This is a genomic window from Chryseolinea sp. H1M3-3 (assembly GCF_029360725.1).
Classification (GTDB): domain Bacteria; phylum Bacteroidota; class Bacteroidia; order Cytophagales; family Cyclobacteriaceae; genus Chryseolinea.
In genome coordinates, this window is record NZ_JARKMY010000010.1 from 889,280 (window position 1) to 915,732 (window position 26,453).

General features: G+C 41.5%; 19 protein-coding genes and 1 riboswitch. Of the genes, 5 read left to right on the forward strand and 14 right to left on the reverse strand.

Features of this window, described 5'->3' with window-relative positions; genetic code table 11:
- Nucleotides 1–64: 64 nt before the first annotated feature.
- Genes P2W71_RS20590 through P2W71_RS20610 form a run of 5 tightly spaced genes read right to left on the reverse strand, consistent with a single transcriptional unit; the run spans nucleotide 65 to nucleotide 7,295 of the window.
- On the reverse strand, nucleotides 65–1,324 hold the full coding sequence (locus tag P2W71_RS20590) for a pitrilysin family protein (RefSeq protein ID WP_276373215.1): 1,260 nt from the start codon (nucleotides 1,322–1,324) through the stop codon (nucleotides 65–67).
- Entirely contained in the window at nucleotides 1,324–2,517 is a 1,194-nt protein-coding gene (porV, locus tag P2W71_RS20595; protein ID WP_276373216.1) for a type IX secretion system outer membrane channel protein PorV, read from the reverse strand. The genes P2W71_RS20590 and porV overlap by 1 nt, the downstream gene beginning before the upstream one ends.
- Nucleotides 2,518–2,531: 14 nt before the next feature.
- Entirely contained in the window at nucleotides 2,532–5,939 is a 3,408-nt protein-coding gene (gene porU, locus P2W71_RS20600; protein WP_276373217.1) for a type IX secretion system sortase PorU, read from the reverse strand.
- 28 nt (nucleotides 5,940–5,967) lie between these two features.
- Nucleotides 5,968–6,642: a CDP-diacylglycerol--serine O-phosphatidyltransferase gene (gene pssA / locus P2W71_RS20605; RefSeq protein WP_276373218.1), complete on the reverse strand. Its 675-nt coding sequence runs from the start codon at nucleotides 6,640–6,642 to the stop codon at nucleotides 5,968–5,970.
- Between the two features lie 2 nt (nucleotides 6,643–6,644).
- Nucleotides 6,645–7,295 carry an MBL fold metallo-hydrolase gene (locus P2W71_RS20610; protein ID WP_276373219.1) on the reverse strand — a complete coding sequence of 217 codons (651 nt, stop codon included), beginning with the start codon at nucleotides 7,293–7,295 and terminating at the stop codon, nucleotides 6,645–6,647.
- Between the two features lie 127 nt (nucleotides 7,296–7,422).
- Here P2W71_RS20610 and P2W71_RS20615 point away from each other — a divergent pair, with 127 nt between their 5' ends.
- The 3 genes from P2W71_RS20615 to P2W71_RS20625 all read left to right on the forward strand — a co-directional run bounded on the left by P2W71_RS20615 (nucleotide 7,423) and on the right by P2W71_RS20625 (nucleotide 12,849).
- Nucleotides 7,423–8,502: an FAD-dependent oxidoreductase gene (locus P2W71_RS20615; RefSeq protein ID WP_276373220.1), complete on the forward strand. Its 1,080-nt coding sequence runs from the start codon at nucleotides 7,423–7,425 to the stop codon at nucleotides 8,500–8,502.
- A complete protein-coding gene (locus P2W71_RS20620; protein WP_276373221.1) occupies nucleotides 8,499–11,882 on the forward strand; it encodes a translocation protein TolB in 3,384 nt (1,127 codons plus the stop codon). The genes P2W71_RS20615 and P2W71_RS20620 overlap by 4 nt, the downstream gene beginning before the upstream one ends.
- 88 nt (nucleotides 11,883–11,970) lie before the next feature.
- The gene (locus P2W71_RS20625) at nucleotides 11,971–12,849 is read left to right on the forward strand and encodes a YicC/YloC family endoribonuclease (RefSeq protein ID WP_276373222.1); all 879 of its coding nucleotides are present in this window, start codon (nucleotides 11,971–11,973) and stop codon (nucleotides 12,847–12,849) included.
- Nucleotides 12,850–12,864: 15 nt separating this feature from the next.
- Here P2W71_RS20625 and P2W71_RS20630 read toward each other — a convergent pair whose 3' ends face one another.
- Nucleotides 12,865–14,025: a formimidoylglutamase gene (locus P2W71_RS20630; RefSeq protein ID WP_276373223.1), complete on the reverse strand. Its 1,161-nt coding sequence runs from the start codon at nucleotides 14,023–14,025 to the stop codon at nucleotides 12,865–12,867.
- 187 nt (nucleotides 14,026–14,212) lie between these two features.
- On the opposite strand from P2W71_RS20630, the gene P2W71_RS20635 reads away from it, so the two are divergent.
- The gene (locus tag P2W71_RS20635) at nucleotides 14,213–15,922 is read left to right on the forward strand and encodes an MASE1 domain-containing protein (RefSeq protein ID WP_276373224.1); all 1,710 of its coding nucleotides are present in this window, start codon (nucleotides 14,213–14,215) and stop codon (nucleotides 15,920–15,922) included.
- A 60-nt stretch (nucleotides 15,923–15,982) separates the two neighbouring features.
- Here P2W71_RS20635 and P2W71_RS20640 read toward each other — a convergent pair whose 3' ends face one another.
- The 8 genes from P2W71_RS20640 to fabG all read right to left on the reverse strand — a co-directional run bounded on the left by P2W71_RS20640 (nucleotide 15,983) and on the right by fabG (nucleotide 24,807).
- The gene (locus P2W71_RS20640) at nucleotides 15,983–17,092 is read right to left on the reverse strand and encodes a hypothetical protein (protein ID WP_276373225.1); all 1,110 of its coding nucleotides are present in this window, start codon (nucleotides 17,090–17,092) and stop codon (nucleotides 15,983–15,985) included.
- A 138-nt stretch (nucleotides 17,093–17,230) separates the two neighbouring features.
- Nucleotides 17,231–17,773 (reverse strand): hypothetical protein, encoded by a 543-nt coding sequence (locus tag P2W71_RS20645; protein WP_276373226.1) that lies wholly within the window; start codon nucleotides 17,771–17,773, stop codon nucleotides 17,231–17,233.
- Between the two features lie 82 nt (nucleotides 17,774–17,855).
- Nucleotides 17,856–19,154: an NADH:ubiquinone reductase (Na(+)-transporting) subunit F gene (nqrF, locus tag P2W71_RS20650; protein WP_276373346.1), complete on the reverse strand. Its 1,299-nt coding sequence runs from the start codon at nucleotides 19,152–19,154 to the stop codon at nucleotides 17,856–17,858.
- Between the two features lie 120 nt (nucleotides 19,155–19,274).
- On the reverse strand, nucleotides 19,275–20,546 hold the full coding sequence (locus P2W71_RS20655; protein WP_276373227.1) for a homoserine dehydrogenase: 1,272 nt from the start codon (nucleotides 20,544–20,546) through the stop codon (nucleotides 19,275–19,277).
- A 16-nt stretch (nucleotides 20,547–20,562) separates the two neighbouring features.
- Nucleotides 20,563–21,612 carry a homoserine O-acetyltransferase gene (gene metX / locus P2W71_RS20660; protein WP_276373228.1) on the reverse strand — a complete coding sequence of 350 codons (1,050 nt, stop codon included), beginning with the start codon at nucleotides 21,610–21,612 and terminating at the stop codon, nucleotides 20,563–20,565.
- A gap of 107 nt (nucleotides 21,613–21,719) precedes the next feature.
- A complete protein-coding gene (locus tag P2W71_RS20665; RefSeq protein ID WP_276373229.1) occupies nucleotides 21,720–23,042 on the reverse strand; it encodes an O-acetylhomoserine aminocarboxypropyltransferase/cysteine synthase in 1,323 nt (440 codons plus the stop codon).
- Between the two features lie 271 nt (nucleotides 23,043–23,313).
- A riboswitch (SAM riboswitch) is annotated at nucleotides 23,314–23,422 on the reverse strand.
- Between the two features lie 148 nt (nucleotides 23,423–23,570).
- A complete protein-coding gene (locus P2W71_RS20670) occupies nucleotides 23,571–24,020 on the reverse strand; it encodes a DinB family protein (protein ID WP_276373230.1) in 450 nt (149 codons plus the stop codon).
- A gap of 40 nt (nucleotides 24,021–24,060) precedes the next feature.
- Nucleotides 24,061–24,807, reverse strand: coding sequence for a 3-oxoacyl-[acyl-carrier-protein] reductase (fabG, locus tag P2W71_RS20675; protein WP_276373231.1), 747 nt, complete (start codon nucleotides 24,805–24,807; stop codon nucleotides 24,061–24,063).
- 215 nt (nucleotides 24,808–25,022) lie between these two features.
- Here fabG and lpdA point away from each other — a divergent pair, with 215 nt between their 5' ends.
- Complete coding sequence (lpdA, locus tag P2W71_RS20680) at nucleotides 25,023–26,414, forward strand: dihydrolipoyl dehydrogenase (RefSeq protein WP_276373232.1); 1,392 nt, start codon at nucleotides 25,023–25,025, stop codon at nucleotides 26,412–26,414.
- The last annotated feature ends 39 nt before the right edge of the window (nucleotides 26,415–26,453 follow it).

The following is a 26,453-nucleotide window of genomic DNA, read 5'->3' on the forward strand; positions in this document are numbered from 1 at the left end:
AGGGGAAAGACTTCTATCTACTTGGAAATCGTCAGGCGTTTAACAACAAGACCTCGTATGTCCGCTATCCTACTGCTATTTCGACAAAACTATCTTCTTGAAAATATCGGTTGGCAACTTCCAGCAATTCTTCTGCCGTAATAGCGCCGACACGGGAAATCATGTTTTGGTAATATTGGGGCGACAAACTAAAAAGAACCATATTTTTTATTTTATCGGCATGCGCAAATGAAGTTGTGATCTCAAGTTGTAGACTACCGATAAAATGATTGCGCGCGATATCCAGTTCTTCCTCTCCAATTTTCTCGGTTCTCACACGTTTCAACTCCTTCGCAATTTCGTCAAATGTAAGTTCTACATTTTCATTATTTACATCTGCACCGATAACCAGATAGCCGTCGTGCTTCAACGAATGCAGCGATGACGATATACCATATGACAACCCTTTGTCTTCGCGAATGTTTTTCATTAGCCGGGACCCGAAATACCCTCCCAGAATGTGGTTTAAAAATAGGGCATCGGCATAGTCAGGACGTGTTTTTGAAATCGCTCTTTTAGCAAGTCGTATGGAAGATTGTACACTGCCTTCCTTCGCCACAACGTGGCGCGTATAGTTTAAATCTTTGTTCGTAAAATCTATTCGGTCAATCTTATTAAACTCAAATGACGAGAAGGCATTCTCAATAATGCGTTGATTTTTTTCAGATACTTTTCCCGACACAAGTATGGTTGCTTTCTTAAAGAACTCGTTATAATGTTCAAGAAGCGAATCACGATCAACTTTTTCAACGTCAGCCTCATCCAGTTCCTTACCATACGGATGACCTTCTCCAAAAAGATTTTTTCTAACCAGTCTGGACGCCTGAAAACTGGTCTTCTCGTAATTTACTTTCAGATTTTGGAGATAAATTGATTTCAACAAATCTATTTCCGGTTGCACTAAAACAGATTCAGTAAGCAGTTCTAAGAAGAGCGAAATTGCCGGCTCAAAATTTTTATTTAATAAATAGATTGAAACAGAAATATGATCCAAACCTGGATGAATTTCCAGATGGGCGCCGTACAAATCGAGCAAATGGGCAATCTCAAAACTTGTTTTTTTCTTTGTGCCTTTAGACAAAAGATTCGATGCAAAATATGCTGCGCCCCATACCTTTTCTACCCATCGGCCGGCTGGAAAAATAATTTCAACTTTGCTGACCTCCTGGGTACCACCCAAAACAAAATATGCTTCGGCCCCGCTCTTTAGCGTCTTCTTTTCAGGTTGAATTAATTCAAAGGAAGTACTCCTTTGAAATGGCGGTGCAATCGTTCTATCAAGCATTAGGGATTGTCAGTAACAGATTCTTCGGCAGCAGGATTTTCATTAATATTAAAATGCAACGTAAAACGCAACGTCTCCGCTAATGGGTGCTCGCGCTTTGCCGTTGGAACTAAGTAGGCAATATCAATCCCAAACCTATCCTTATTAAATCCTAGACCGATGGTCATGTATTTTCGATTGCCTTTACTACGCGCCTCATTGAAATATCCGAGACGGGCCGCAAATGTTTTGTTGTACCAATATTCAATTCCAACTGAAGTCATCACCTCCTGGAACTCTTCACTTGCACCGTTAGGCGCATCTGTAAAAGAACTGAACATAGCATTTAGCAAGGAACGGTTTGGATCTCTGCCCGAGATAATTACACCGCTTGTATCATTTCTTATGGGTGGACTTGGAACCATTAGTTTGTTAAAATCCAACACAAACGTAATGGTGTTGTATGGATCTAATTCTGTTGTAAGTGCGGTTCCCACGCGAAAATTCGTGGGCAAAAAATCTTCGTTATTATTATCGGTATAAGTTAGCTTTGCACCGATATTAGAAATAGACGCACCCAATGAAAGGGTTGACAACCTTCTCCATTGAAGCGGCTTGGTGTAATATATTCCAACGTCAGCTGCAACACTTTTGCCAGGCTTCGCGTCGATGGTTGCACTTGTTCCGGTAAGGTTAGAATAGATGTAACGGCCGGATAGACCGATCCCGAGATTTTCCGACAACATTCTTGAGTATGTAGCATCGAAAGAAAAATCACGAGGATTATATTCCCCGCTGATGTCGCTGATAAGCGGACCTTCACGAAACGTAATATCACCCATGTCAAAATACTTTAAAGCAATTGACACGGCTTGTTCGCGTGTAATTTTGTAGAAGCCCGTAAGATATGAGATCGACATATCGTTCACGATCTTGCCTAACCATGGCGTATAGGATGCTGACGCACCGTATTTATTTTGAATGAACACCAACTTACCAGCATTCCAATAAGCCGAGTTGGCATCAGGCGACGTGGCTACGCCGGCATCTCCCAGGGCAGCATGCCGCGCATCCGGAGATATTGCTAAAAAGGGTACTGCTGTAGTAATGGCAACTTCCTGACCTAGTACATTTTGTGAGAAAGCTTGCTGAGTGGCTGCTCCTCCAAGTATCAATAACAGAATTACGCGATAATACATCAATGTGTTTTTCAAAGGCTCAAAGATAATTAATTCACAACAATTAGTTTTGTAACACGCTCATTTTTAGAGCCATTCGTTAATGAACGAACAGCCAAACGTGCTAAGTATATGCCCGCCGGGAGTTTTTTTCCAAAATCATACAGATTATTAATCTGCCCCAAATCTACATGATAAGCGCTCTCGGGCAGATCAAATTCGTAGGTTTTTAATTGTACACCGCTTGCACCATAAATAACCAACTGTGCGTGAAGGTCATCGCCCGAACGATTGTGTGTAAAAAAAACAGAAGTTTCAGACTGAAAAGGGTTTGGGAAATTAGCCAAGGTCTCAATCACCAAATTATCATCGGCGGTAACGACAAATTCAATGGTAGCCTGGCCAGGATTGTTGTGAATATCCCAGGCTTTTACAGTAATAGAGTGCTTTCCAGGAGACAATCCCCTTATTGGAAAATGTACATATCCCCTTTTAAAATCATCCATGTAAGCTTCATAGTAATCATTTAAAATATAAGCTTGTTTGTCATCGTCCAGGTAAGCTACCAATGCACTTCCGATACTATAACCAGAAATATTGATACCACTATCATCACTCAAGTGTGCAATAAGGGTACCGTTAGTACCCACCAGCCCACCTGAAATGAAAGATGTGTCATTCATGAACAACTGTAATGTAGGTGATGCGTTATCTGAGAGAAAAGTTGTTTCTGTGCCTCCTACGTTGAAGGATAAAAATGAACCGCTTGCATCGCGCGAATGGGTTGGATCAAAAGCATACAAACTCAACTTCCCGGGACCAATTTTGTAGTCAACATTTTTTGTAAGGACAAATTGAAATTCAAATGTTCCATTGATGACCGATGCCTTACCCCGGTATAACGCGTTATGCCATTCATTAAACTTAAAAGGAGGGTTATTTTTTCCTATGGTCACAAAATCGACTTCTTTATCAAATAGCGTAAATTCCAATATGCCATTAAAGTCCTCCATTACCTCACCCGATTCATTGTGAATTTCTCCTTTTAAACTTACAGTAGATAATGCTTTTAAAGTGTCTGAACCTGTAATGGTTTTTAACTCCGTTACCTCGATCGATTCCGTGGCCATCGCCAACGTCATGGAAGGATCGCCCAGCAACGAAAAATTTCGGTTTGCCACGCCACTCATACTGTTGTTCTTTGTATCTCGAAACACTTTACCAAGTGTGTTGTATCGCGAAGAATGCTTTTGAAAAAGAGCCGCGTAGAACTGTTGATTTAATACAAAGTTTGTCCCAGCATTTACTGGGCGTGCCGTTGTAACCAATCCGATGGCACCTCCACTATTCTGAAGCACACTAAGTTCAGCACCGGAAACAACGGTTGGGTCATCCTGCCGCCCAAATTCGCAGGTAGCGGTTACCAAGAACGGATAGAGTTTGTTCTCCAGTTCTTCGATTTCCAAATTTGAAAATATCTTTTCGTCAGCCCATTGTTTTTCATTGCCGTGTCCTGTAAAATTGATGATGAGCGAGCCCTTATCAAAACGCCTTACAATATCTTCGTTCACCGCAGGTATAGTCTCTCCGTTAGGACGGACGGTCTTTTCGTATTTACCCAGAAATATTTTTTTTGTATCAAAGGCAGGTTCTGAAGATTCAATGGATTCCGCTATAGAATTTGCTTGCGATTGGTGACTGCTTGTAAAATTGTCGGCATTGTTTCCATCATCACCCACGAACACAATATTTTTTCGCCAATGGCCGTATGTCTTTTTGTAATTATCGTAGTGAATGATCTTATCGACTACCACTTTCGCCTCTTCGATTGTTTTAACGGGTAATCGCCCAACTCCAATGTCCAGGGTGTGGTTTTGAATCGGAGACTCGCCCCAATCCCCCTCGTTATTTTCGAGGAAAGCGAAATAGTCATCTGAAGAATAGGTGGCTAGGGGAGATAATGAGTTGCGCGATTCATAGGTAGGAACAAAATTCGTGTTGTTTCTGATACGGTCTTTGTAATCATACGATGCCTTTCCAAAAAAAAGGACTGCTTTCAGGGTTTCAGGATTTTTATCATACAAATGTTTAATAAAATCCCGTATGGCCGTGACATCCTGTCGACCCGAAGAGAACTCCACGAAAATTTCTTCGGGGGTTACGACAGCAGTAGTCATTGCGTTATGAGCTGCTCGATGCCCGGCTAAGCGTTGCGCTTCGGCACGAAAATCCTGATGCGTGATGATGATCAGGTTGGGCGTTGTTAATCCCCGAAGATTTTGGTTTTCAACCTTTCCGATCAATTCAGGCGACGGGACTTCATGATCAAAAATAATATACTCCTGCAGTTGATCGCTTTTGTCAGAAAATATCGCAAAACTATTTTGGAGCTGAAAATTTTGCTGCACAGGGGTAGAAGGATCGCTGATATTCCATATCAAGCATTTGTCTGTAACATCGGCAATCTCAAATGACGATGTGGCTTGAGACAGGCTTTCGCGCGATCGAAAAAGCGTTTGATGACCAGATAATTTCAAAGCGCGTTTTATGTTAATAAGAAAAAAATCAAGGTACGTTGAGGATGCGCCCGTAGCGGCTTTATTGAATTGATATCTTAGCGATTGCGAAGTTGTGGATGATGCGCCGACGACGTCAGCATTTAGTTGGATAGTATCTTTTTTATGAGCACCCTTGATTCCGTACTGGGTGTTTGGAATGATCGGCAGCGTCTGTGTTGCTATCGCTGCATTATTCCACGATAGGTTGATTGATGACGTTCCGAAAGATTGACTTACAACATCAGATACAATTTTAATAGTGGAACTAGGCATGATATCGCTGATGTCGAATGTAAAAGTACGGTCGGGGTTGATACCGAATCGTTCACCAAACCATTCGCGGCCGGAGCTTAAAATATTATGGTCGTCCAACTCATGGTAGATGTAGTCATCATACTGACGGATTACCGGAAAACTACCATCAGAATTTGGTCTATTGGAAATTCTTTTGCCATCCGTATCGCCTACCGTAATAAAACAGAAATTCTTCTGGCTGTATAAATTACTTTCGTACGCAAAGATTTCCCTCCGAACATCGTATACAACACGGTCTGCGCCTTCAGCATAAAACAAAATGTAGTCCCCTTTGTCAAAGCTTCCATCATTTTCACCGGAAATATAAATTGCATTTTCAACGAGATCAATCGGTCTGCTGGTTTCATTGGCCTGAGGAAGCATTCCTCCGACGTTCCCAAAAACTTTTATTTTTCGCGGATCAGACGTCGCATCAAACCCCATTTTTTTAAACTGATTGTACGTGATTTTATAAACACCACGTCTCTCAATACCCAGCTTATACCACACCCCCGATTGCAAGACAGAGGATTGACCAAATGCATGGAATACCGTCAGCAGCAGCAGACCGCAAATGAAAGATCGTATGGTGAAATAGGAATACACGTAAAAATTCAACTTCGAAAATAGCGCCTTATTTTTGAAACATCCGGACACCTAACGAAAGTGCGATGTATGAAAGTATAATAAAAGGAAAAGCAGCCAGTTTTAAAGCTACTATCAGTAATACAGCCAAACCCAGGAAAGTAAACCTGGTTTTATTATCCGCCCAGCCGAAGTTTTTGAATTTCAATGCAAAAAGATCGATTCTTGAAACCAACAGCAATGAAAACACAACCACGATCACACTCAGCACCAGCGGGCTAAACACGAAATCCAAAATTGGGGATTCTAAAAATGGCAATGCTGTGATAAAAAAAGCATTGGCCGGCGTGGGCAATCCTTTAAAGGAATCGGATTGAGATTCGTCGAGATTAAAGATGGCCAATCTCAACGCCGAACAAACAGCAATGAGAATTGCGATGTAGGGTATATAGGAAAAAGGCGATTCCAAGGAAAGCGATACATACATGTATAAAGAAGGGACCATACCAAAGCTGACCATATCAGCGAGGGAATCCAGTTCTTTTCCAAGTGGAGAAGATATCTTTAATAATCGCGCAGCAAATCCATCGAAAAAATCGAAAATTCCAGCCGCCCACACAAAATATGCAATCGGTATATTCCATCCTTCTAACAAACCAATAACTCCCAGGCAGCCACATATCAAGTTACAACAGGTTAAAAAATTCGGAATGTGTTTAAGCATATTTAACGTATAGTAAGGGCGCAAAATGGATTTGTTCTTTTTTCTACGCCAATTGTCGTCTCCGGGCCATGACCAGGATACACGGTAACATCATCTGGCAATGTGAAAAGCTTTTGATGAATGCTATTGATTAAGGTGTTATAATTTCCACCGGGCAAATCTGCTCTTCCTATGCTGCTTTTGAACAGCACATCGCCGGCAATAACGGTTCTTTCTTTCTCATTATAAAATGCAACGTGCCCAGGTGAGTGGCCCGGGACAAAAAGAACAGAAAATTTTTGTTCTCCAAATTGCATCACGTCGCCTTCCTTTAATAAGGCATCGGGCGTAGCTTCCTGGTAAAGATGAAACCCATAGTGAGAGGCCAGTATTTTTTGAGCGTGCAACACAAATTCTTCTGTAGGATGAACATAAAGCTTGACGTTATATTTTCGTTTTACAAAGTCGTTGCCCAGAACATGATCAATATGACAATGTGTGTTCCATAGCATGCCCACGCTGAGTTGATTATTGGAAATGTAGTCGTCCAATTCTTTTCTCTCGCGTTCATCATAACAACCGGGGTCCACGACAACGCATTCTTTTGTATGATCGGAAATCACATAGGTGTTCTCCTGAAATGCATTAAAAACAAATGTGTGAATCTTAATCACGTTGATGTTGATTGGTTGATTTATCCGGACCAAATTACTACGCAAAAACCGAAATCCCGAAAGCCAAGAAAAACTGACGGATGCAAACTCGGATCCAGAAACTATTTGACTAGGTTGCATTTTGAGAATGCTAGGAAAAAAACACATCGATTACGTCATCGTCGGTCAGGGATTAGCCGGATCAGCTGTGGCTTTGCAATTGCTGAAGCGTCAAAAAAAAATCCTTGTTATAGACCGACCTTGTGCAAATTCCTCATCCCGGGTTGCCGCTGGGTTATTTAATCCAGTGACGGGAAGGAACTTAGTTAAAACATGGATGGCCGACCAATTATTTCCTTATTTCCAGAAATTCTATCAGGCTGCCGAAGCACTTACACGACAAAAATTTTTCCACCAGATGCCGCTTTATCGGCCTTTTGGATCAATCGAGGAACAAAATGAATGGATGGCAAAAAGTGCGGATCCGATTTATCAGGGCTATGTTCGAGAGATCTACACCCATCCAACCCATAAAAATGTTAAAGACGTTTTTGGGGGATTGATGTTAAATCAATGCGGCTATTTGGATACCATACCCTACCTAGAGGCTGTCAGAACTTTTATTAAATCCAATGCCCTTTTCCTTGAAGAAAGTCTTGATGATGATTTGTTGGAAATCGGCGAAAATTCGATTCGGTATAAAGGTCACGAAGCATCAAACCTTATTTTTTGCCAGGGAATCGAAAGCAATCAATGGTTTAAATGGGTGCCGATATTACCCTTAAAAGGAGAAACCATCCGGATAGAAAGTCACCGCTCAGAAAATATTATTATTAATCGGGGCGTTTATGCAGTGCCAGTAAACCAAAAAGGAACCTGGCGTGTTGGTGCTACATACTCTTTGACAGACAACGTAAAGGACATTACGGACCAGGCACGTGCCGAATTGACTTCAAAAATGGATGAATTGGTTAGTTTTCCTTATACTGTTGTGGACCAGGAATGGGGTATTCGTCCGACTACGCACGACAGGAAACCGGTATTAGGACAACATCCTGAGCATAAGGTTTTGTATATTTTCAATGGCCTGGGTCCGAAAGGCGTGAGCCTGGCTCCATATTTTTCAGAAATTTTGGTCCAATCAATTGAAAATCACCAATCCTTAAACAAAGAGGTGAATATTGAACGTTATAAATTATTATATTGGTCTCCCTCAACAAGAATATGAATTTGCGCAGCGGAATTTTATTACCACTTATTCTTTTACTCGTTAGTTCCTCGTCGATATACGCACAGCAATCGCGGGAAGTATTCGGTAAAAACAGAATCCAATATCGCCAGTTTGACTGGGTCTACCTAAGTGGCGAAAACTTTGACGTGTATTATTACGATGCGCGCAAAGGAATGGCACAAGAAGCTCTCGAATTTCTGGAGGGCGAATTTGATCGCATCACAGATCTTATTGGATATCCACCATATTTTAAAACAAAGGTTTTTATCTACAACTCCCTCAGCGATCTCCGGCAAAGCAATGTGGGCCTCAATCATAATGTATTTAACGTTGGTGGTGAGACGGAATTTATAAAACCCTATGTTGAAGTAGCACACCTGGGAACTGCACAAGAATTTAAAGACGAATTGCTGTACCAGATTTCAGATTTGATGATCAACGAAATGATGTTCGGCGGAAATCTTAAAGATATGTTTCAAAGTTCTATCCTGATGAACCTTCCGGACTGGTTTGTTGATGGTGCATCACGATATGTTGCAAAGGGATGGAGCATGGATATGGACGATTACATTCGGCAGCTGATGGCTACACGCAAGGCCCGAAGAGCCACCAAACTGGGCGGCAAAGATGCCGAACTGGTTGGCCAGTCGATATGGAATTTTATAGCCGAAAAATATGGTAAAAGCAGTGTTGCCAACATTTTAAATTACACTCGAGTTACCCGTAACGAAGAAAAAAGCATTCTAATAACCCTCGGCATTAACTTTCGCCAGTTGCTTACAGAATGGCAGAAATTCTATACTGACATGAGCGCGCAAGTTGGAAAGTCATATGTGAACGCAGCAGACAGCGCCTCTTTCACCCGGCAGCATAATAGGACGACAGAATTTCCTACCGTTAAATTAAGTCCGGATGGTCGTAACATAGCATACGCTGAAAACGACCGTGGCCGATACATCATTAAGGTACGCTCCCTCGAGACAGGGAAAGAAAAACGCATCATATCCGGTGGCAGTAAAGTAATAAAGCAACGTGTTGACTACCGGCTTCCGCTGATCGCCTGGGCCGATGCCAATACCCTTGGTGTGATTGGTGTGAACAAGGGAGAATACATTTTTTGGCTCTACGACTTTAATACCAAAACTAAAATTCCCCGCGAGCTGGAACGTTTCAGCAACATCCGCAGCTTCGATTTCTCGGGAAACGGAAGGCTGGTTATTTTAAGTGCCGATTTTGAAGGCCGGAGTGACCTGTTTTTACTGAGCGCAAAACGCGACCGTATCAGGCGGCTTACCAACGATATGTATGATGATCTGGATCCAAGCTTCATCCCCAATACCAATCAGATTGTTTTCAGTTCGAACAGAACAACTGATACGTTGCGCGCAAATACCAAACCGCAGTTCGATCAGCTCAGCAATAATTACAATCTTTTTATTTATGATTTAGACAGCACGAAATTTTTGTTAACCCGACTAACAAACACCATCAGCAAAGATCAATCTCCAAAAGCATTAGATGCAAATCATTTCTATTACCTAAGTGATCAGAGAGGTATTGTAAATCTTTTCAAATTCAACCGTAGTAACGGCATCTATACGCAGGTAACAAACTATTCGTCAAGTATTAAATACTACGATCTGAATTTCAACACCAACACATTGTCCATGGTGATGACAAAGAACATGAAAGAAAACATCTTTGTTGAGCGTGGATTTAATATTGACCGCCAGATTTTCACACCTGCAACCCGCAGAAAAGACTTGCAGCAAGCACGTGTTATCCGTGAGCGACGTAAGACAGAAGAAAATAAAAACATGAGCATCAAAGATCTGCTCAATGCGCGACTAAAGGAGGCACAACCTCAACGCGATACCGTCAAAACAGATTCAACTATTACTACTCCGTCCGATTCTCTGACTTTAAACCAATCTGTTCCTGACTCGGCAGTAGTTAACGATTCAACGGGACGGGCTGCTATTGATTCCGCGCAACTTCAAACCACCGCCCAACAGGATTCTGCCAATGCGGTAACTGCAAAGCCAAATGTGATTAACACCGATAATTATGTTTTCGAAGACGAAGTTGTAAAACAAAATCAGCCGAGCGAAACTTTCTTAACGCGATACAGAAAAGCGCGGGAGAAAAGCCGAATTACCGGACCGTTCCCCTACGAGTCAAAGTTCAGCTCTAATAACCTCGTTACATCACTGGTCGTAGATCCTATTCGCGGACTTGGTATCTCCATTGAAACGCAAATGAATGATATGCTCGAGAATTACCGGTTCTTTGGTGGTTTAATGACGAGTGTTGATCTGCGTAACGGAGATTTCTTTGGAGAATTTCAGTATTTGAAATCGCTGATCGATTTCAGTGCAAGATTTGATCGCAAGGGCATTCGCTGGCCAGCGCCAGAGGATGTGAATGAGCCTCAGCGGAACCTCTACCATTATTCATTGAATCGTTTTGAAATAGGCGCATCGTTGCCAGTCTCAGACAGGATACGATTCACGGTAAAACCTTTTGCAGCGTTGGCAAGATCTGTTGATTTAACCCAGGAAGATTATCCTTCTGCTCCTCCCACGGCGGCACCTATAAACAACTTCTATGCTGGTGTTAAATCGGAGATTGTGTATGACAATTCGGTTTCTACCGGACTTAATCTTATCGAAGGTACCCGTGGAAAGATTTCCTTTCAACATTACCAAGGGCTGGAAAACAAAGAGCTTAGCTTCAGCCAGGCAAGCATCGATGTACGGCACTATCAGAAAATTTACAAAGAAATTGTGTTTGCCGTCCGTGGATTTGCAGGAACATTCTTTGGCAATTCTCCAAAAAAATATCTCCTCGGTGGTATGGACAATTGGTTGTTTAACAAAACGAAAACAACTGGAAGAACCAGCGAAGGTGAATTCAATCCCCTTGGCTATCCGGCAGAAACCCAAGATATTCTCTTTGTCGAATTTGCAACCACGCTTCGTGGATTTGACTACGCAAACATTTTTGGGAACAGTGTAATGCTGGCGAATGCTGAATTGCGAGTTCCTTTGATCCGGGCACTATCAAGTGGGCCGATCTCTTCCAATTTTCTTCGCAATATGCAGTTCATTGCATTCTATGATATTGGTACGAGCTGGTCTGGTAAACCACCCTTTAGCTCTGAGAACAGCGTGAGCTACGAAGAAATTAACACCGGCCCGAATAAACACTTCAATATAAAAATTAAGAATTACTTAAATCCCTGGCTATACAGCTACGGTTTGGGTATGCGTACCGTTATGCTAGGATACTATATGAAGTTTGACGTGGCGTGGCCTGTCGAAAATTATGAAGTAGCCAAACCTAGACTTCACGTAACACTTGGTTTCGATTTCTAATACGTCGCCCATAAACAATTAGGTAAAGTGTTCATGTGCAAAATATGTTTTGTATTTTGCACCAATTCCACACTACAATTTATCATGCATGATTAAATCCATGACAGGCTTCGGCCAAAGCATTTTGGATGATGGGAAAATTCAAATTACCGTAGAAGTCAAAAGCCTGAATTCCAAATTTCTGGATCTTAACATTCGCTTACCCAAAACTTTTTCAGACAAAGAAATCGAAGTACGGAACCTCATCAGCGAAAAACTTGAACGGGGTAAGGTTTCAATCTCCATAGAGTATCAGCGATATGGTGAAGAGGATGTTAAGCAATCATACAACGAAAAATTGTTCATCGCTTATTATGCTGAATTGAAAAAATTAGCGGATAAAGTCGTGGCTCCTTATGATCAGCTTTTTGAGCTTGCACTGAATTCGCCGGAAGTAATTCAAGCTAAATTGAAAGACAACAATAGCGACGAAGAGTGGGTCAATGTTAAATCGTGTGTTTCTGAGGCCCTTGATAAATGTGAACAATTCAGAAAAGCAGAAGGGAAGGTCTTAGAAAAAATGCTGAAAGATTGTTGTACGGTAATTTATCAGGCGCTGAAAAACGTTGATGAACTTGATCCGAAAAGAGTCGACAAGATTCGCGAAAAATTGAAAGGAAACGTAACGACATTTTTTGGTGAAGAAGGCTACGACACCAATCGACTTGAACAAGAAATTATTTTTTACATAGAAAAGCTGGACATCAATGAAGAAAAGGTGCGATTGAAATCACACCTTGATTATTTTATGGGTGTATTGAATGAAGTACAGGGTAACGGAAAAAAATTAGGTTTCATTGCGCAGGAAATCGGACGAGAGATTAACACGATCGGCTCCAAGGCCAACGATGCCGGTATTCAAAAACATGTTGTTGTTATGAAAGAGGAACTTGAAAAAATCAAAGAGCAGTTGAACAACGTCGTCTAAGCTTTGTCAAGCACTTCAAAGTAGTTTAGCGAGCGTACTGATGTAACGATCAGGCACTTCACCTTTAACGGCTGTCTGGTAGTCGCTGTAACTGCAAGGCACAATGCTATTTCTTGAATATTTTTCTTTTCCATTCTGATAAGGAATTTCCATCCACCACTTTTCACTGAATTTACTTTTATAAAAAGAAATGACTTCTGGTTCCACAGGCATGGAAACAGAGTATTTCATAAAATCGTTACTCTTAAAATTCTGTTCGTTCTTGCGGTTGTAATACCCTTCGATAAAGTACCAAATCATCGTAGCGATGACCGAAGCTGTTTTCTTATGAGCATCGTCATAGGAAGGATTGTACTCATAAAAACCAATAGAGCTTAGTTTTTCATTAAGTCCGGCGTACCAGCAAATCTGACACGCCTCCTCCCCTGTTAACCCGAAAGGTTGTGCATTTGCATTACCAGGAGCATCAGCCGACCGAATGGCTGTAATGTCAAAAGCAACCATGTCAGCATTCCTTACCACCGGTTCAATCTCCTGAATATTAGTACGAATCTGCCCAACACGAAACGCTTCAAAGTATAACTTTTCCAAAATAGAAACAGACTGCGGATCAATTAGATACGACTGATACGCCAAATGCGTGTAGCTGAACAGGTAGTTCGGTTCATGCAACAAGATTTTATGGATGTGATGTCTATTTTCTGGCGACTCGCTTTTCTCTTCTAAGTCCAAATAGGCATCAATGTTTAATAAACTAACAAGCTTCTCCATGGTTTCGTACGCACAATACTGACCATAGTCGAGATCATGCGAGCCTCCGATAATGATTGGTAGAACGTTATGTTCTAAAAGCATGCGGCAAACCTCGCTGACACGCACATAAGACTCACTCACGTCGTGCCCAATATTTAAGTTTCCAAGATCGACAATGCGATATGCACCCAAACCCTTTTTTAGATGATACAGCTTCTTCCTAATCTCGTCGGGTCCCGAAGCAGTGCCTTTATTATTGTGAGAACCACGTTCTTCCTTGATACCGAAAATAGCGATATGAGCACCGCGGTAATCAGGCATTTTTTCGGTGAACGCATGGATGCTTCGGAAAAAACTTGAGGGAGCGCCTAGACCCGCGTAAAGTGATTCATCAATGGGTGAAAAAAGAATAGTAAGATCCATACAAATAAAAATCTGGGTGAATATAATACAAAGGTGAGATCAAAAAATGGTAATGGTGTATTGAAAGATTCATCCATTCAACCCCCGAAAAGAGCTGGCCACGGTGCATTTTTAAGACATAGAGGTTTGTCGCTGGATTTGAGCCTCCAAGTCTATGTATATTGAGTTGAGAATGAGTTAATTAATTTTGAATCTAAAATTTCCGCTTAAATACAGTCTTGATTTTAAAATCATTTTAGTAGCCTCGTTGTATTATCTCGCAGCAAGGTTAGGGTTCTTCTTTGCCTTTGAAAATAGTTCCTCTCTCCCAACCTGGCCTCCTTCCGGAGTCGCCTTCGCTTTAGTCATTTTACTCGGCCGACAAACATGGCCGGGGATTACTATTGGTGCTCTTGTGGCCAATATCATGGCACATTGGAATAATCCGGATCTTCCTGCCCAAACAGTCATCATACTGAGTAGTCTCATTGCAGCCTCTCATACAATGGAGGCCGTGGTAGGAAATTATCTGATAAAAAACTGGATCAAATCTGATTACCCATTTAAAAGTACTAAGAACGCCTACCGGTTTCTTTTCGTTTCTCTAACAATGTCTTTGTGTGGTGCAACGCTAGGGACATTGGGACTTTTTATTAATAAATTAATTGATACATCGCAGGTCCTGCGCACTGGCTTCTCCTGGTGGATCGGCAATGTGGTAGGCATTCTGTTATTCACACCATTTCTCCTGGCATGTGCTGAAAAATTTGGTTTCAAAATTTCTTCCAAAAAATCATTCGAGGTTGGAATTTTTCTATTGACCGTTGTATCAATATATCTTTTGTTGCAGGTCGATCTTGTACCAACGTTAGAGCACTCGCTTCCTTTTCTGGCCCTTCCCTTCTTATTATGGCTTGCATTTCGTTTTGATTTAATCGTATCCGTCACCGGTATTTTAATCGCTTCATTTGTTTCTCTTTATGTAACTATTCTAGGCAAAGGTCCCTTCATCCTCGACGATCCGTATAATTCAATGTTGCTTTTACAAATCTTCATTGGCGTAATGAGCATTTCAACAATTGTTCTATCCGCCACTGTGAAAGAACGTTTGGAAGTACAACACAAATTACTCCTGTTTAATGAGAATCTTGAAACCATGGTTCTTGAAAGAACCCAAGCGTTAAATGAGGAAATTACAACACGAAAAAAAGCGGAAGAAAAACTTCAAGGTACTAACAGGGAACTGAGCAAGCGTAATACAGAACTTGACAATTTTGTGTATAGCGTATCGCATGATCTACGTGCACCCATCGCATCGGTGCTTGGGTTAATCAATCTTGCAAAAAAAGATATTGACGTGCACATGAAAGACATGTACTTAGACATGATCTACAAAAGTGCCATGCAGCAGGATCATTTTATTAAAGAAATTCTCGACCAATCCAGAAATTCCAGGTTAGAGGTGACAAGGGAAGAAATACAATTTAAATCTTTAATTGAAGAAACTTTCCTCCAATTGAAAAATGCAACCAATACAGGTGTTGTCGAAAAGGTTATTAAAATTAATCAAGACGAACCATTCTTCTCTGATCGCTGGCGACTAAAAGTAATCCTGAACAATATTATATCGAACTCCATAAGGTATCGAAACGGTCATGATCCCATAATTAAGGTGAACGTAAATATTTCTAAAAGTTCAGCGACGCTGGCAATCGAGGACAATGGTAAGGGAATAGAAAAAGATCATCTGCCCAATATTTATAAGATGTTTTATCGGGCAACAGACGATGGAGCAGGCTCTGGGCTTGGACTTTACATTGTAAAGGAGGCTATCGAAAAATTGAATGGCCACATCAACATCGAATCCGAAGTAGGAAAAGGAACAACTGTAAAATTAGAAATTCCTACACTGGGTTAAAAAAATGTGAGCCGACAACATGCCGGCTCACGAAAAACTTCACTTTCAATCCGGATGGTTTTACCTTGCCAAACGATAAGCATAGGTAATTGACAGTAACCAATCGGCGAACGCAGCATCACCAATCTGGTAAGCTCCGGATATCTTTGTTCTTTCTTTGTCAATTGTATTTTGAACCCTGTTACGGTATAAAGCAATGGGTACATTAACGGCCAGCGTATGTTTGCCAGTGCTATATACAATGGATGGTTCTAACGACATGATATATCCAGGTCTTCTCCAGCCTTCACTTTTGCCAATGAGGTCTTCAGAAGGAATGCCTTCGTATCGTCCGCCCAACGCGAACTGAAAACGGTCAACGGTATACCGCGCACCAAGTCTGAAAACATATTGATCCACAACTGAAAACTCATTTGAGTTAGGAATTCCTTCAGTAAGGTTATCACTTCTTTTTATACCGTTTGTGTTTCTGGGATTAGACATGTAAAGGCCAGTCCCGTAAATTGAAAATCTGTGGTTGATATGATACGCCGCATCAAACTCCAATATGATACCAAGGCCTCCATCCCCTAGTTGAATAGATTGATCCACGACACGATATACCAGCGTATCCTGACCTTCAGAATTTTTCTTATGGAAGTGATCCTTGGTTTCATAATTACCCGTAGGCAACTTAACGCCTAGCCCAACAGATAAACTTATTTTTTCTTTTTGTAAGGCATTATAATATCCGCTGATTCTAACATCTCCTAACCCCCGCGCCTGCGTATGAAATCTTGGGTTGATGGTTGGATTGGAAGCAGTAGGGTTACCGTAATGCTCATACAAAGAAGACCTGTCAATATCCAAGTAAGGAAGGATGGCAGAAACAGACCAGCGCTTGTTAAGTATATATGAAATGCCAAATAGAAGTGAATTATCATTATTAATAACCTCAGTACCTTGTTCAACACGATGTGTCTCCTCATGGCTAGCTCTGAAATGTTTGTAGGAACGAAAGTATCTGTAGTTTAATGAAAACTGCCATGCTTTGGTTTGAACACTGTCAGAGCCCAACGACCATGACGACATGTTACGAACTGCGACACAACCCTGCGCCTTAGTATCGAGGTGAGAGCCGATGACAAGTGCAAACATTAAAATTATAGTATAGTAAAAACGTGATTTCATAGAATGTATTTAGCGTTTAAAAAGGGTATAAGAAAACGATCGAATGGCTGACGCTTCATTCCATTTTGGAATACTGAACAAAGCGAATTCAATCCTTTAAATTTGAAAATACAGGGAGCGAGTGTCCGAAAAAAAAAACTAAGCAAGTTCGGGAGGAGGGGAATCAATCGAAAGGGAACGCTGGTTAATAGAAAATTCTCTTGATTGGAAAAGTATATCAAATTCCAGGATCCAGCTAGCGGTGGGCGTAATGGAACCCGTTGTCAAAAAATCTTTAAAGAGATGATCCAACAGGTTCAAATTTTGTTTTGTGTTCGCCGGGAGGGCTTGCGTGAGTGAGGTATACTTCTCCATTGAGGATTGAAGTCGCGTTTGTTCCTGATCCTTTACGCAAATCATGAACAACGTATCGTTTTCAATCTTTTGTTTTACTAAATGATAGAATTCTCCCTTGTGTTCCACTTCACCAATCGCCCTTTCGTATTCAGGATTATGAATCGAATAGGGTAGCGTGACGGGCAATGTTAAGATTACGACTTCTTCGGAAGAATACGCATCTGCGTCCAAGCGATGCAAAAGATCATTTTTCGCTTGAACTTTGAGAGCGACAAAAATCAAATGATATCCTCCCACGTTGAACAGGAATATTACCAAAAAAAATATGGCAATAGTTTTTTTCAAGGGTTGAGGTTTATTGGATACCCTAGGTAGCAAAAATTTCAGAAATACACAAGAATCGATTAATCAACGCTCCTCGGGTGGGCTATCCACCAAAGTCGTCAAACCTAATATTTTCCTTTGGAATACCCATCTCATCCAGCATTTTAAGGACAGCGGCGTTCATGAGTGGAGGTCCGCACAGGTAATATTCCACATCCTCAGGACTTGGATGCGTTTTGAGATAATTGTCGAACAGACATTGGTGAATAAAACCTATATATCCATCTGCAGTTCGATCTTCCAGGCTTTTCTTAACCTTCCAGTTGTCTTCCGGGAGCGGTTCAGACAAGCCAATGTTAAACTGAAAATTAGGGAATTCTTTTTCAATTTTCCTAAAGTGATCAACATAGAAGAGCTCCTTCTTGGAACGGCCACCGTACCAGTAAGAAACTTTACGATTAGTCTTTTCAGTATGGAATAAGTGGAAGATTTGAGCCCGCAATGGCGCCATCCCCGCTCCACCACCGATGTAGATCATTTCGCGCTGGGTCGGATTAATGTGGAACTCGCCGTATGGACCTGAAATGGTTACTTTATCACCCGGTTTACGACCAAAAATGTATGAAGAACAGATGCCAGGATTAACATCCATCCATTTATTGTTCGCACGGTCCCACGGCGGCGTAGCTACCCGGATATTAAGCATTACAATGTTTCCTTCTGCAGGATGATTGGCCATGGAATAGGCCCTGAAAATAGGCTCATCGTTCTTCATTTTCAAATCCCAAAGCTTGAACTTGTCCCAGTCAGATTTGAAAACATCAGGTTTATGACCAAGTTCAGGATGAGGAGTTATGTCGATGGTTTTGTAATCCACGGTAGTAACAGGGACATCGATTTGAATATATCCACCTGCTTCAAATTTCAGCGTCTCGCCAGGAGGCAGCTTAACAACAAATTCTTTAATGAAGGTCGAAACATTATAGTTAGAAACTACCTCACATTCCCATTTCTTGATCCCGAAAATTTCCTCAGGGATACGAATTACCAAATCCTGCTTTACCTTCACCTGACAGCCCAGGCGCACATGTTCTTTTTTTTCTTGTCTCGTCAAGTGTCCTAATTCAGTAGGAAGCACATCGCCACCGCCAGATTCTACAACGCATTTGCACATGGCGCAAGTACCTCCTCCACCACAGGCAGAAGGCAGGAATATTTTTTCGTTGGCTAAAGTCGATAGCAAAGAACTACCTGCGGAAACGGTCAAAGTCTTCTCGCCATTGATCACAATCTTCACCGGACCTGACTGAACCAATTTCTTCTGCGCAAAAAGCAACATGAACACCAATAACAAAATGATTATGGTAAATGCTGCAATGGAGGATATAATGACCATCTCAATTTGGATTTTAACTGCTACAAATATATTGAGCACCCGTTACAAACGGCAGAAAATATCCAGATTTTTAAAGCCCTTCATCAACCAAGCATGTGCTTTTTGAGGCATTTTTTATAAAAAAAATTATGCGAATGCGAACGATTCCTCGGAGGTAGATTTTTTCTCTGGCGTAAAGACAGCTCCCGGAGCCAAAATGATCCCGACACCATCAAGCAAAGACCACTCGTGGAGCTTCGAAAGGCTCACTTTACCGACCATATACTGTTTTCCGTGCGATGCGTACCCGGATTCAAAGTGTGCAAAATCACTGATGGAGATATTAATACCTTTATCAAAACTTACGAATGCCTCCACCAACAAATGATTTGAAAATTGAAGATCGTTTAATTGATGTAATTTTTTGTACTCGTATTGATATTGATAGGTGAGGGCAGAAATATCGGAGAGCACTGCTGATCCGGTCGGATAGCTACCAGCACCCTTACCAACAAAAAGTTGTTTCTCTGCAAATGCACTTTCGAGTTGTACAGCATTGTATTCGTTGCGAACGGCGTAAAGCGGATGCGTAGATTCTATGAACTGTGGACAGACAAAACCATAAACCCGGTTCTTAATTTTGAAGGCTCTCGCTACAAGCTTGATCGCATAATGATTGTCGTAAGCAAATTTTAAATCAAGCTCCGATATTTTATCAATACCGATGTTGATAACATCTTCCGGTTTTACGAATACTCCGAAGGTATGGGCAATTGCAATCACTAATTTGAATTTGGGGTCAAAGCCTTTAACATCCAGACTCGGATCTGATTCTGCAAACCCTAATTCCTGCGCTTGTTGTAAAGCATCCGAATAATTCTTTTTCTCTTCGAAAACTTTCGTCAGAATGTAGTTTGTGGACCCGTTAAAAATACCTTCAATACCGGTTAACAAGTCGTTGTCGTAATATTCTTCGAGATTTCTAATGATCGGAATACTTCCGCAAACTGACCCTTCGTATAAAACTGGCTTTCCATACTGACGCTGGAGATGATAGATTTCTTCGAGATGTTCTGCCAGCATTTTTTTATTTGCCGTGACGACGGCTTTACCTTTTTGCAAGGCTTCCTTCACGATTTCGAAAGCTGCATTTGAATCATCAATCAATTCAACAACAACATCAATTTCAGGGTCATTTAATATTTCTTCTTTATCGAATGTGAATAATTTTTCAGGGAGCAAGCGAGATTTGTTTTTATCTTTTACGCAAATCTTTTTAATGTCTGCTTTGATTCCTGGTGTTTCATTTAACACATGATAAAGTCCCTGGCCTACACATCCAAATCCAAATACACCTAGGGTGAGATGGCGATGATTAGTTGTATTAGATTGATGCGGTACCTTATTTTCCAAACTCATGATATACAATTTTAGTTTATGCGCTTGCTCTCGCTGAAATGTGATCTTGCGCAAAGAAATTTTTAATATGACTACTCAATTGTTCAAACTCAACCAAAAATCCGTCGTGACCGTAAAGTGAAGACATCACTTCAAGCCTTGCATCAGGAATATGTTCTGCTAGAAACTTCTGTTCCTGAAGAGGGAATAAGATATCGCTGTCAATCCCCACGACCAATGTTCTGGCTTTAATCTTTTTTAAAGCATCTGCAACGCTTGGCCTATTCCGACCTACGTTGTGTGTATCCATCATGATGGACAGGCCCCAATAAGTAAATGCATTAAAACGATTTGCAAGCTTCTGACCTTGATAACGCTGATAGGTAGCAGCTCGAAAGTCCCGAAGCGTTTCATTGCTTTTCTCCGCTTGGGTGTGCTGATACGTTTCATAGTACCGGTATGAAATCATTCCGATGGCACGGGCAGCTTTCAATCCTTCTAACCCTGCACGCGGATGATTCTCTTTCCATGTTGGATCAGTTTCAATGGCCATGCGCTGCGCCTCGTTAAAAGCAATTCCCCACGGTGAATGATTGGCGTTGGTAGCAATTGGAATGATATGTTGAAACACATCGGGTTGTTGAATGGCCCACTCCAAAACCTGCTGGCCACCCAACGAGCCACCAATAAGGGTGTGAATATTCTCCAGTCGAAGTTCTTTTCGCAGCAGGTCAAATGCATGCACCACGTCACGGTTGGTAACCGGTGGAAAGTTATGATAATATGGTTTGCTTGTCTTTGGATCTATTGAAAGCGGACCTGTGGATCCATAGCATCCACCCAACACGTTAGCACAGACGATGAAGTAATGACGCGGATCAAAAAATCTTCCTTCATCAAAAAGCCCACTCCACCAGTCAGTGAAATCAGAACTTCCGGTCAACGCGTGACAGATCCAGACAACATTACTGCGGTCAGCATTAAGCTTACCAAGCGTGGTGTATTTAAGTTGAAATCCAGACAAGGTTGACCCCGACTCCAGCGAAAAATCCTGCTTGTAGTGAAATGTATGATCGTATTTCTCCATATTATTTTCCCTGCGCTACTACTAAAAAAGAAAAGCGCAAGACCGTTTTAATTCAATTTTATAAATCTCTAACGCTCTCTTTTTTTGAGAGCGTTAGAGATAAGATTTTATGATACTAATTCTCCTTCAAATACCTTTTCAAAAGCCTGCTGGAGATCCGCTTTAAGGTCGTCGATATGTTCTATACCAACAGATATTCTTAACTGATTCGGCAAAACTCCGGCGGTTACTTGTTCACTCTCACTAAGCTGCTGATGCGTGGTCGCTGACGGTTGAATAATCAAAGTCTTAGCATCACCCAGGTTTGCGAGATGGCTTAACAACTTTAAATTATCAACAAATTTTGTTGTGTGCTGCTTGGTGCCTTTTACAGTAAAGGACAGGACCGCGCCAAAACCATTACGCAAATATTTTTTCGCGAGTTTATGATAAGGGCTGCTTTCAAGTCCCGGATAATTTACGGACTCAACGAGATCATGTTTTTCCAGCCATTGTGCCAATGCCAACGCGTTGTCTACTGAACGCTGTACACGCAGAGACAATGTTTCAAGCCCCTGCAATAATAAAAATGAATTAAATGGGCTGATGGATGGTCCTAAATCCCGAAGGCCTTCAACACGTGCGCGAATAATAAAAGCAATGTTCGGCAAACCAAGCGGATTTCCTTCACCAAAAACATCCCAGAATTTTAATCCGTGATAACCTTCAGAAGGCTCGGTAAATTGAGGGAATTTTCCGTTAGCCCAGTTATAATTTCCACCATCAACGATAACACCGCCAATAGATGTACCGTGGCCGCCTATCCACTTCGTTGCAGACTCGACGATCACGTTCGCTCCGTGCTCAAATGGTCGGAACAAATAACCGGCAGCTCCAAAAGTATTATCGACAACAAGCGGAAGGTCATGTTTTTTAGCAATGGCTGCAATGGCTTCAAAATCAGGAATATTAAAACCAGGATTTCCGATCGTTTCAAGATAGAGCGCTTTGGTTTTCTTATCAATTAGTTTTTCAAACGATTCTGCTTTATCGCCTTCGGCAAACCGGACATCAATGCCCAACCTCTTGAAAGCAACTTTAAATTGATTATAAGTACCGCCATATAATAAGGAAGTAGAAACAAAATTGTCGCCTGCCTGAAGAATATTATGCAACGCCAAAAATTGAGCAGCCTGTCCGGAGCCAACCGCCAAAGCGGCTACACCACCTTCGAGCGCAGCAACGCGTTTTTCAAAAACGTCTGTCGTTGGATTCATGATTCGGGTATAGATGTTTCCGAATTCTTTCAGGGCAAAAAGGTTCGCTCCATGCTCTGAATCCTTAAAAGTATAAGAGGTTGTCTGGTAGATGGGTACCGCACGTGAGCGTGTTGTAGGGTCGACTTCCTGACCAGCATGTAGCTGAAGCGTTTCGAAATGTAAATTTGACATGTGATTTAAATATTTTAGTGATTAGATGTATTGTGTAATCAAAATTATATAGCCGTAACCAGCTTGCCTGTCACTGGGCAGGGTCATAGGCTATTTGTTGCTGAAAGGAGCTACTCACTGATCAGCAACAACGGCAACAACAACACATGCACGCATTGGAAATGCTAGACATGTCATCAATAAAATTAAGGAAGCTTTTGAAGTAAGCACGCAAACGTACGTTGCTTGTTCCTGTGATGAGGCTGATGATGATTTTTTTCATTTTTTAACCGGTTTATAGTTCCCCCACCATCGGTGGGAAGTCAGGATTTAGCACCTTTCATATTTAGGAGGTTGCTAGCGTTTCATTGAGCCTGTCTCTCCGCGCTTCTTTATAAATCGATTAAGCGGAAGTGCTTATTCGACTTTTGTGAATACAAACGTAGGGCTTGAAAGGAATGTTTGCAAGCCGATGTAAATCTTTTTTTGTGGGATTACTCACAGGTGTTAGGGAGACTTGAAATTTCACCATTGAGCACACAACCACTTTTAGCTTTTTTTAATGAGTGAAATTTGTCCTGTATGGTATACATCATGGTGAATTATGCCGTGCAGCAAAGTATAAAACGTGTATTCACCGGATCCTTGTGGCACAACCTCAAATAGTCTGGACGCGGGAAAGGATGTCAGCAAACGAAGAAGTTGTTCCTGGCTTTTATACAATTCCATCACAACTTTTGGCCAATTCATTGCTGCCGGAAAATTCAATTCATCGGTAATGGTAAATTGATTATCACCTTCCAACCGTTTAATAACAAATAATCGCCACGATGTCATATGAGCGACCAACTCGATGATGCTATGCGTGTGCCCAAGCCGTTTTGATGCCCACTCCGGTTGAATATCACTCAACACTTCTTTCACCGATGGTCCATACCATGGATTCTTTTCAAAGGTGCTATTCAAAAGCGAAACAATGTGTTCGATCTCGCCGGCCATGTTTTCTTTGAATGTTCTTCGCGAAAATTTTTTAGTTCATCTATGTTAACATTCCGCCATCTACCTGAATAACCTGTCCTGAAATATATGATGCCATATCAGATCCGAGGAAGACACAAGCATCCGCGACATCCTGTGGTTTTCCACCACGTTTCAAGGGAATTGCGTCTCTCCAGGATTGAACTGTTTTTTCATCCAATTTATCCGTCATCTCAGTTTCAATGAACCCGGGTGCAATTGCATTTGAGCGTATACCTCTTGAGCCCAACTCCAGGGCCACTGATTTAGTGAATCCGATGATGCCGGCTTTGGACGCTGCATAATTTGCTTGTCCTGCATTACCCTTCAACCCCACGACTGAAGTCATGTTGATGATAGCGCCGCCTTTTTGTTTCATCATTTGCTTAGTAACAGCTTTCACCGTATTAAAACAGGACTTTAAATTTACATTAATTACTTTATCCCACATCTGTTCCGTCATGCGAAGCAACAAGGTATCCTGTGTTATTCCAGCATTGTTTACAAGAATATCCAATGATCCAAAATCTGCGATGACTGCATTAACCAAACTTTCTGCCTGCAAAAAATCGGATGCATCAGATCTGTAGCCCTTCGCTTTTACGCCTTTTGATTTCAACTCCTGTTCCAATGCCTCACCTTGTTCCACACTTGATAAGTAGGTAAAGGCGACGTTTGCACCTTCTTCTGCATAACGATAGGCAATGGCTTTACCTATTCCTTTCGATGCACCGGTGATCAATGCGGTTTTTCCTTGTAATAAATTCATACTAAAATTAACCAGTCCACGGTCGACTGACAACGCTTTAAGTTCTTCCGTTACTTTTCAAAAGTAGCCGAATTCTATCAAAATACATCGAATGAATAACAATTCCTGCTTATTGAAGGTGCATCGGAACTCTCAATCTGTCGCATTTAAATGCTAAACTTTTTGAAAGAGCCGTCAGGAGTTTATCTTTGGCAGCGAATTTTAAATCTAATACAATGTCAAAATATGATCTTATCGTGATCGGAAGTGGCCCAGGCGGTTATGTCGCTGCTATCCGGGCCTCTCAGCTTGGAATGAAAGTAGGCGTCGTTGAGAAAGCCGAGTTAGGAGGTATCTGCCTAAACTGGGGCTGCATACCTACTAAGGCATTATTGAAAAGTGCCAACGTATTTGAATATATCAAGCACGCGAAAGATTATGGTATCGAAGTAAAAGATGCTAAAGCTGATATAGGCGGAATGGTTAAACGCAGCCGTGATGTAGCTAACAGCATGAGTAAAGGTGTTCAATTCCTTTTCAAAAAAAATAAAATTGATCAAATAGTCGGTTTCGGAAAGCTTAAAAAAGGATCCAAGGTTGAGGTCACTGATGCATCAGGAAAAAAGACTGACTACGAAGCCAAACACATAATTGTCGCAACAGGTGGACGTTCGCGCGAGCTTCCAAATCTAAAAATCGATGGCAAGAAAATAATCGGTTACCGTGAAGCTATGGTGCTTGAAGAACAACCCAAAAAATTGTTGGTGGTCGGCTCGGGTGCTATCGGCGTGGAGTTCGCTTATTTCTACAACTCTATCGGCACAGAAGTTACGATAGTAGAATTTTTACCAAGAATCGTTCCTGTGGAAGACGAAGAAGTCTCCAAAACATTAGACCGTTCTTTCAAAAAAGCGGGAATGAAAATTTATACCAATTCAGAAGTTACCAAGGTGGATACTTCGGGGAAGAGCTGCATTGCCACTGTTAAAACCCCTGAAGGCGAAATTAAAATTGAGACCGATGTGGTGCTATCCGCAGTAGGTATTGCCACAAACCTGGAAGGTATTGGCCTTGAAGAGACCGGTGTGAAGACAGATAAAGGCAAAGTAATTGTAGACGATTTTTATAAGACAAATATTTCCGGCGTATATGCAATAGGTGATATTGTGAAAGGGCCGGCTTTAGCCCACGTAGCCTCTGCGGAAGGAATTATTTGTGTCGAAAAAATCGCCGGCCATAACCCCCAGCCATTAAATTATAACAATATACCAGGTTGCACCTACTGCTCCCCTGAAATTGCTTCTGTCGGATTTACAGAAGAAGCCGCTAAAAAAGCTGGCTATGAGATTAAAGTAGGGAAATTTCCTTTCACAGCGTCAGGAAAAGCAAAGGCCGGGGGCAATGCAGACGGTTTTGTGAAAGTGATTTTTGATGCGAAATATGGTGAATGGTTAGGCGCTCACTTCATTGGCGCGAATGTCACTGAGATGATTGCTGAAGTTGTAGTCGCTCGTAACTTGGAAACCACAGGGCATGAAATCATTAAGTCAGTGCATCCTCACCCTACAATGAGTGAAGCTATTATGGAAGCAGCCGCTGCCGCTTACGGCGAGGTAATCCATATCTAAGAAAAAACCATCTTGATTGAAACATATGGACGGATGACG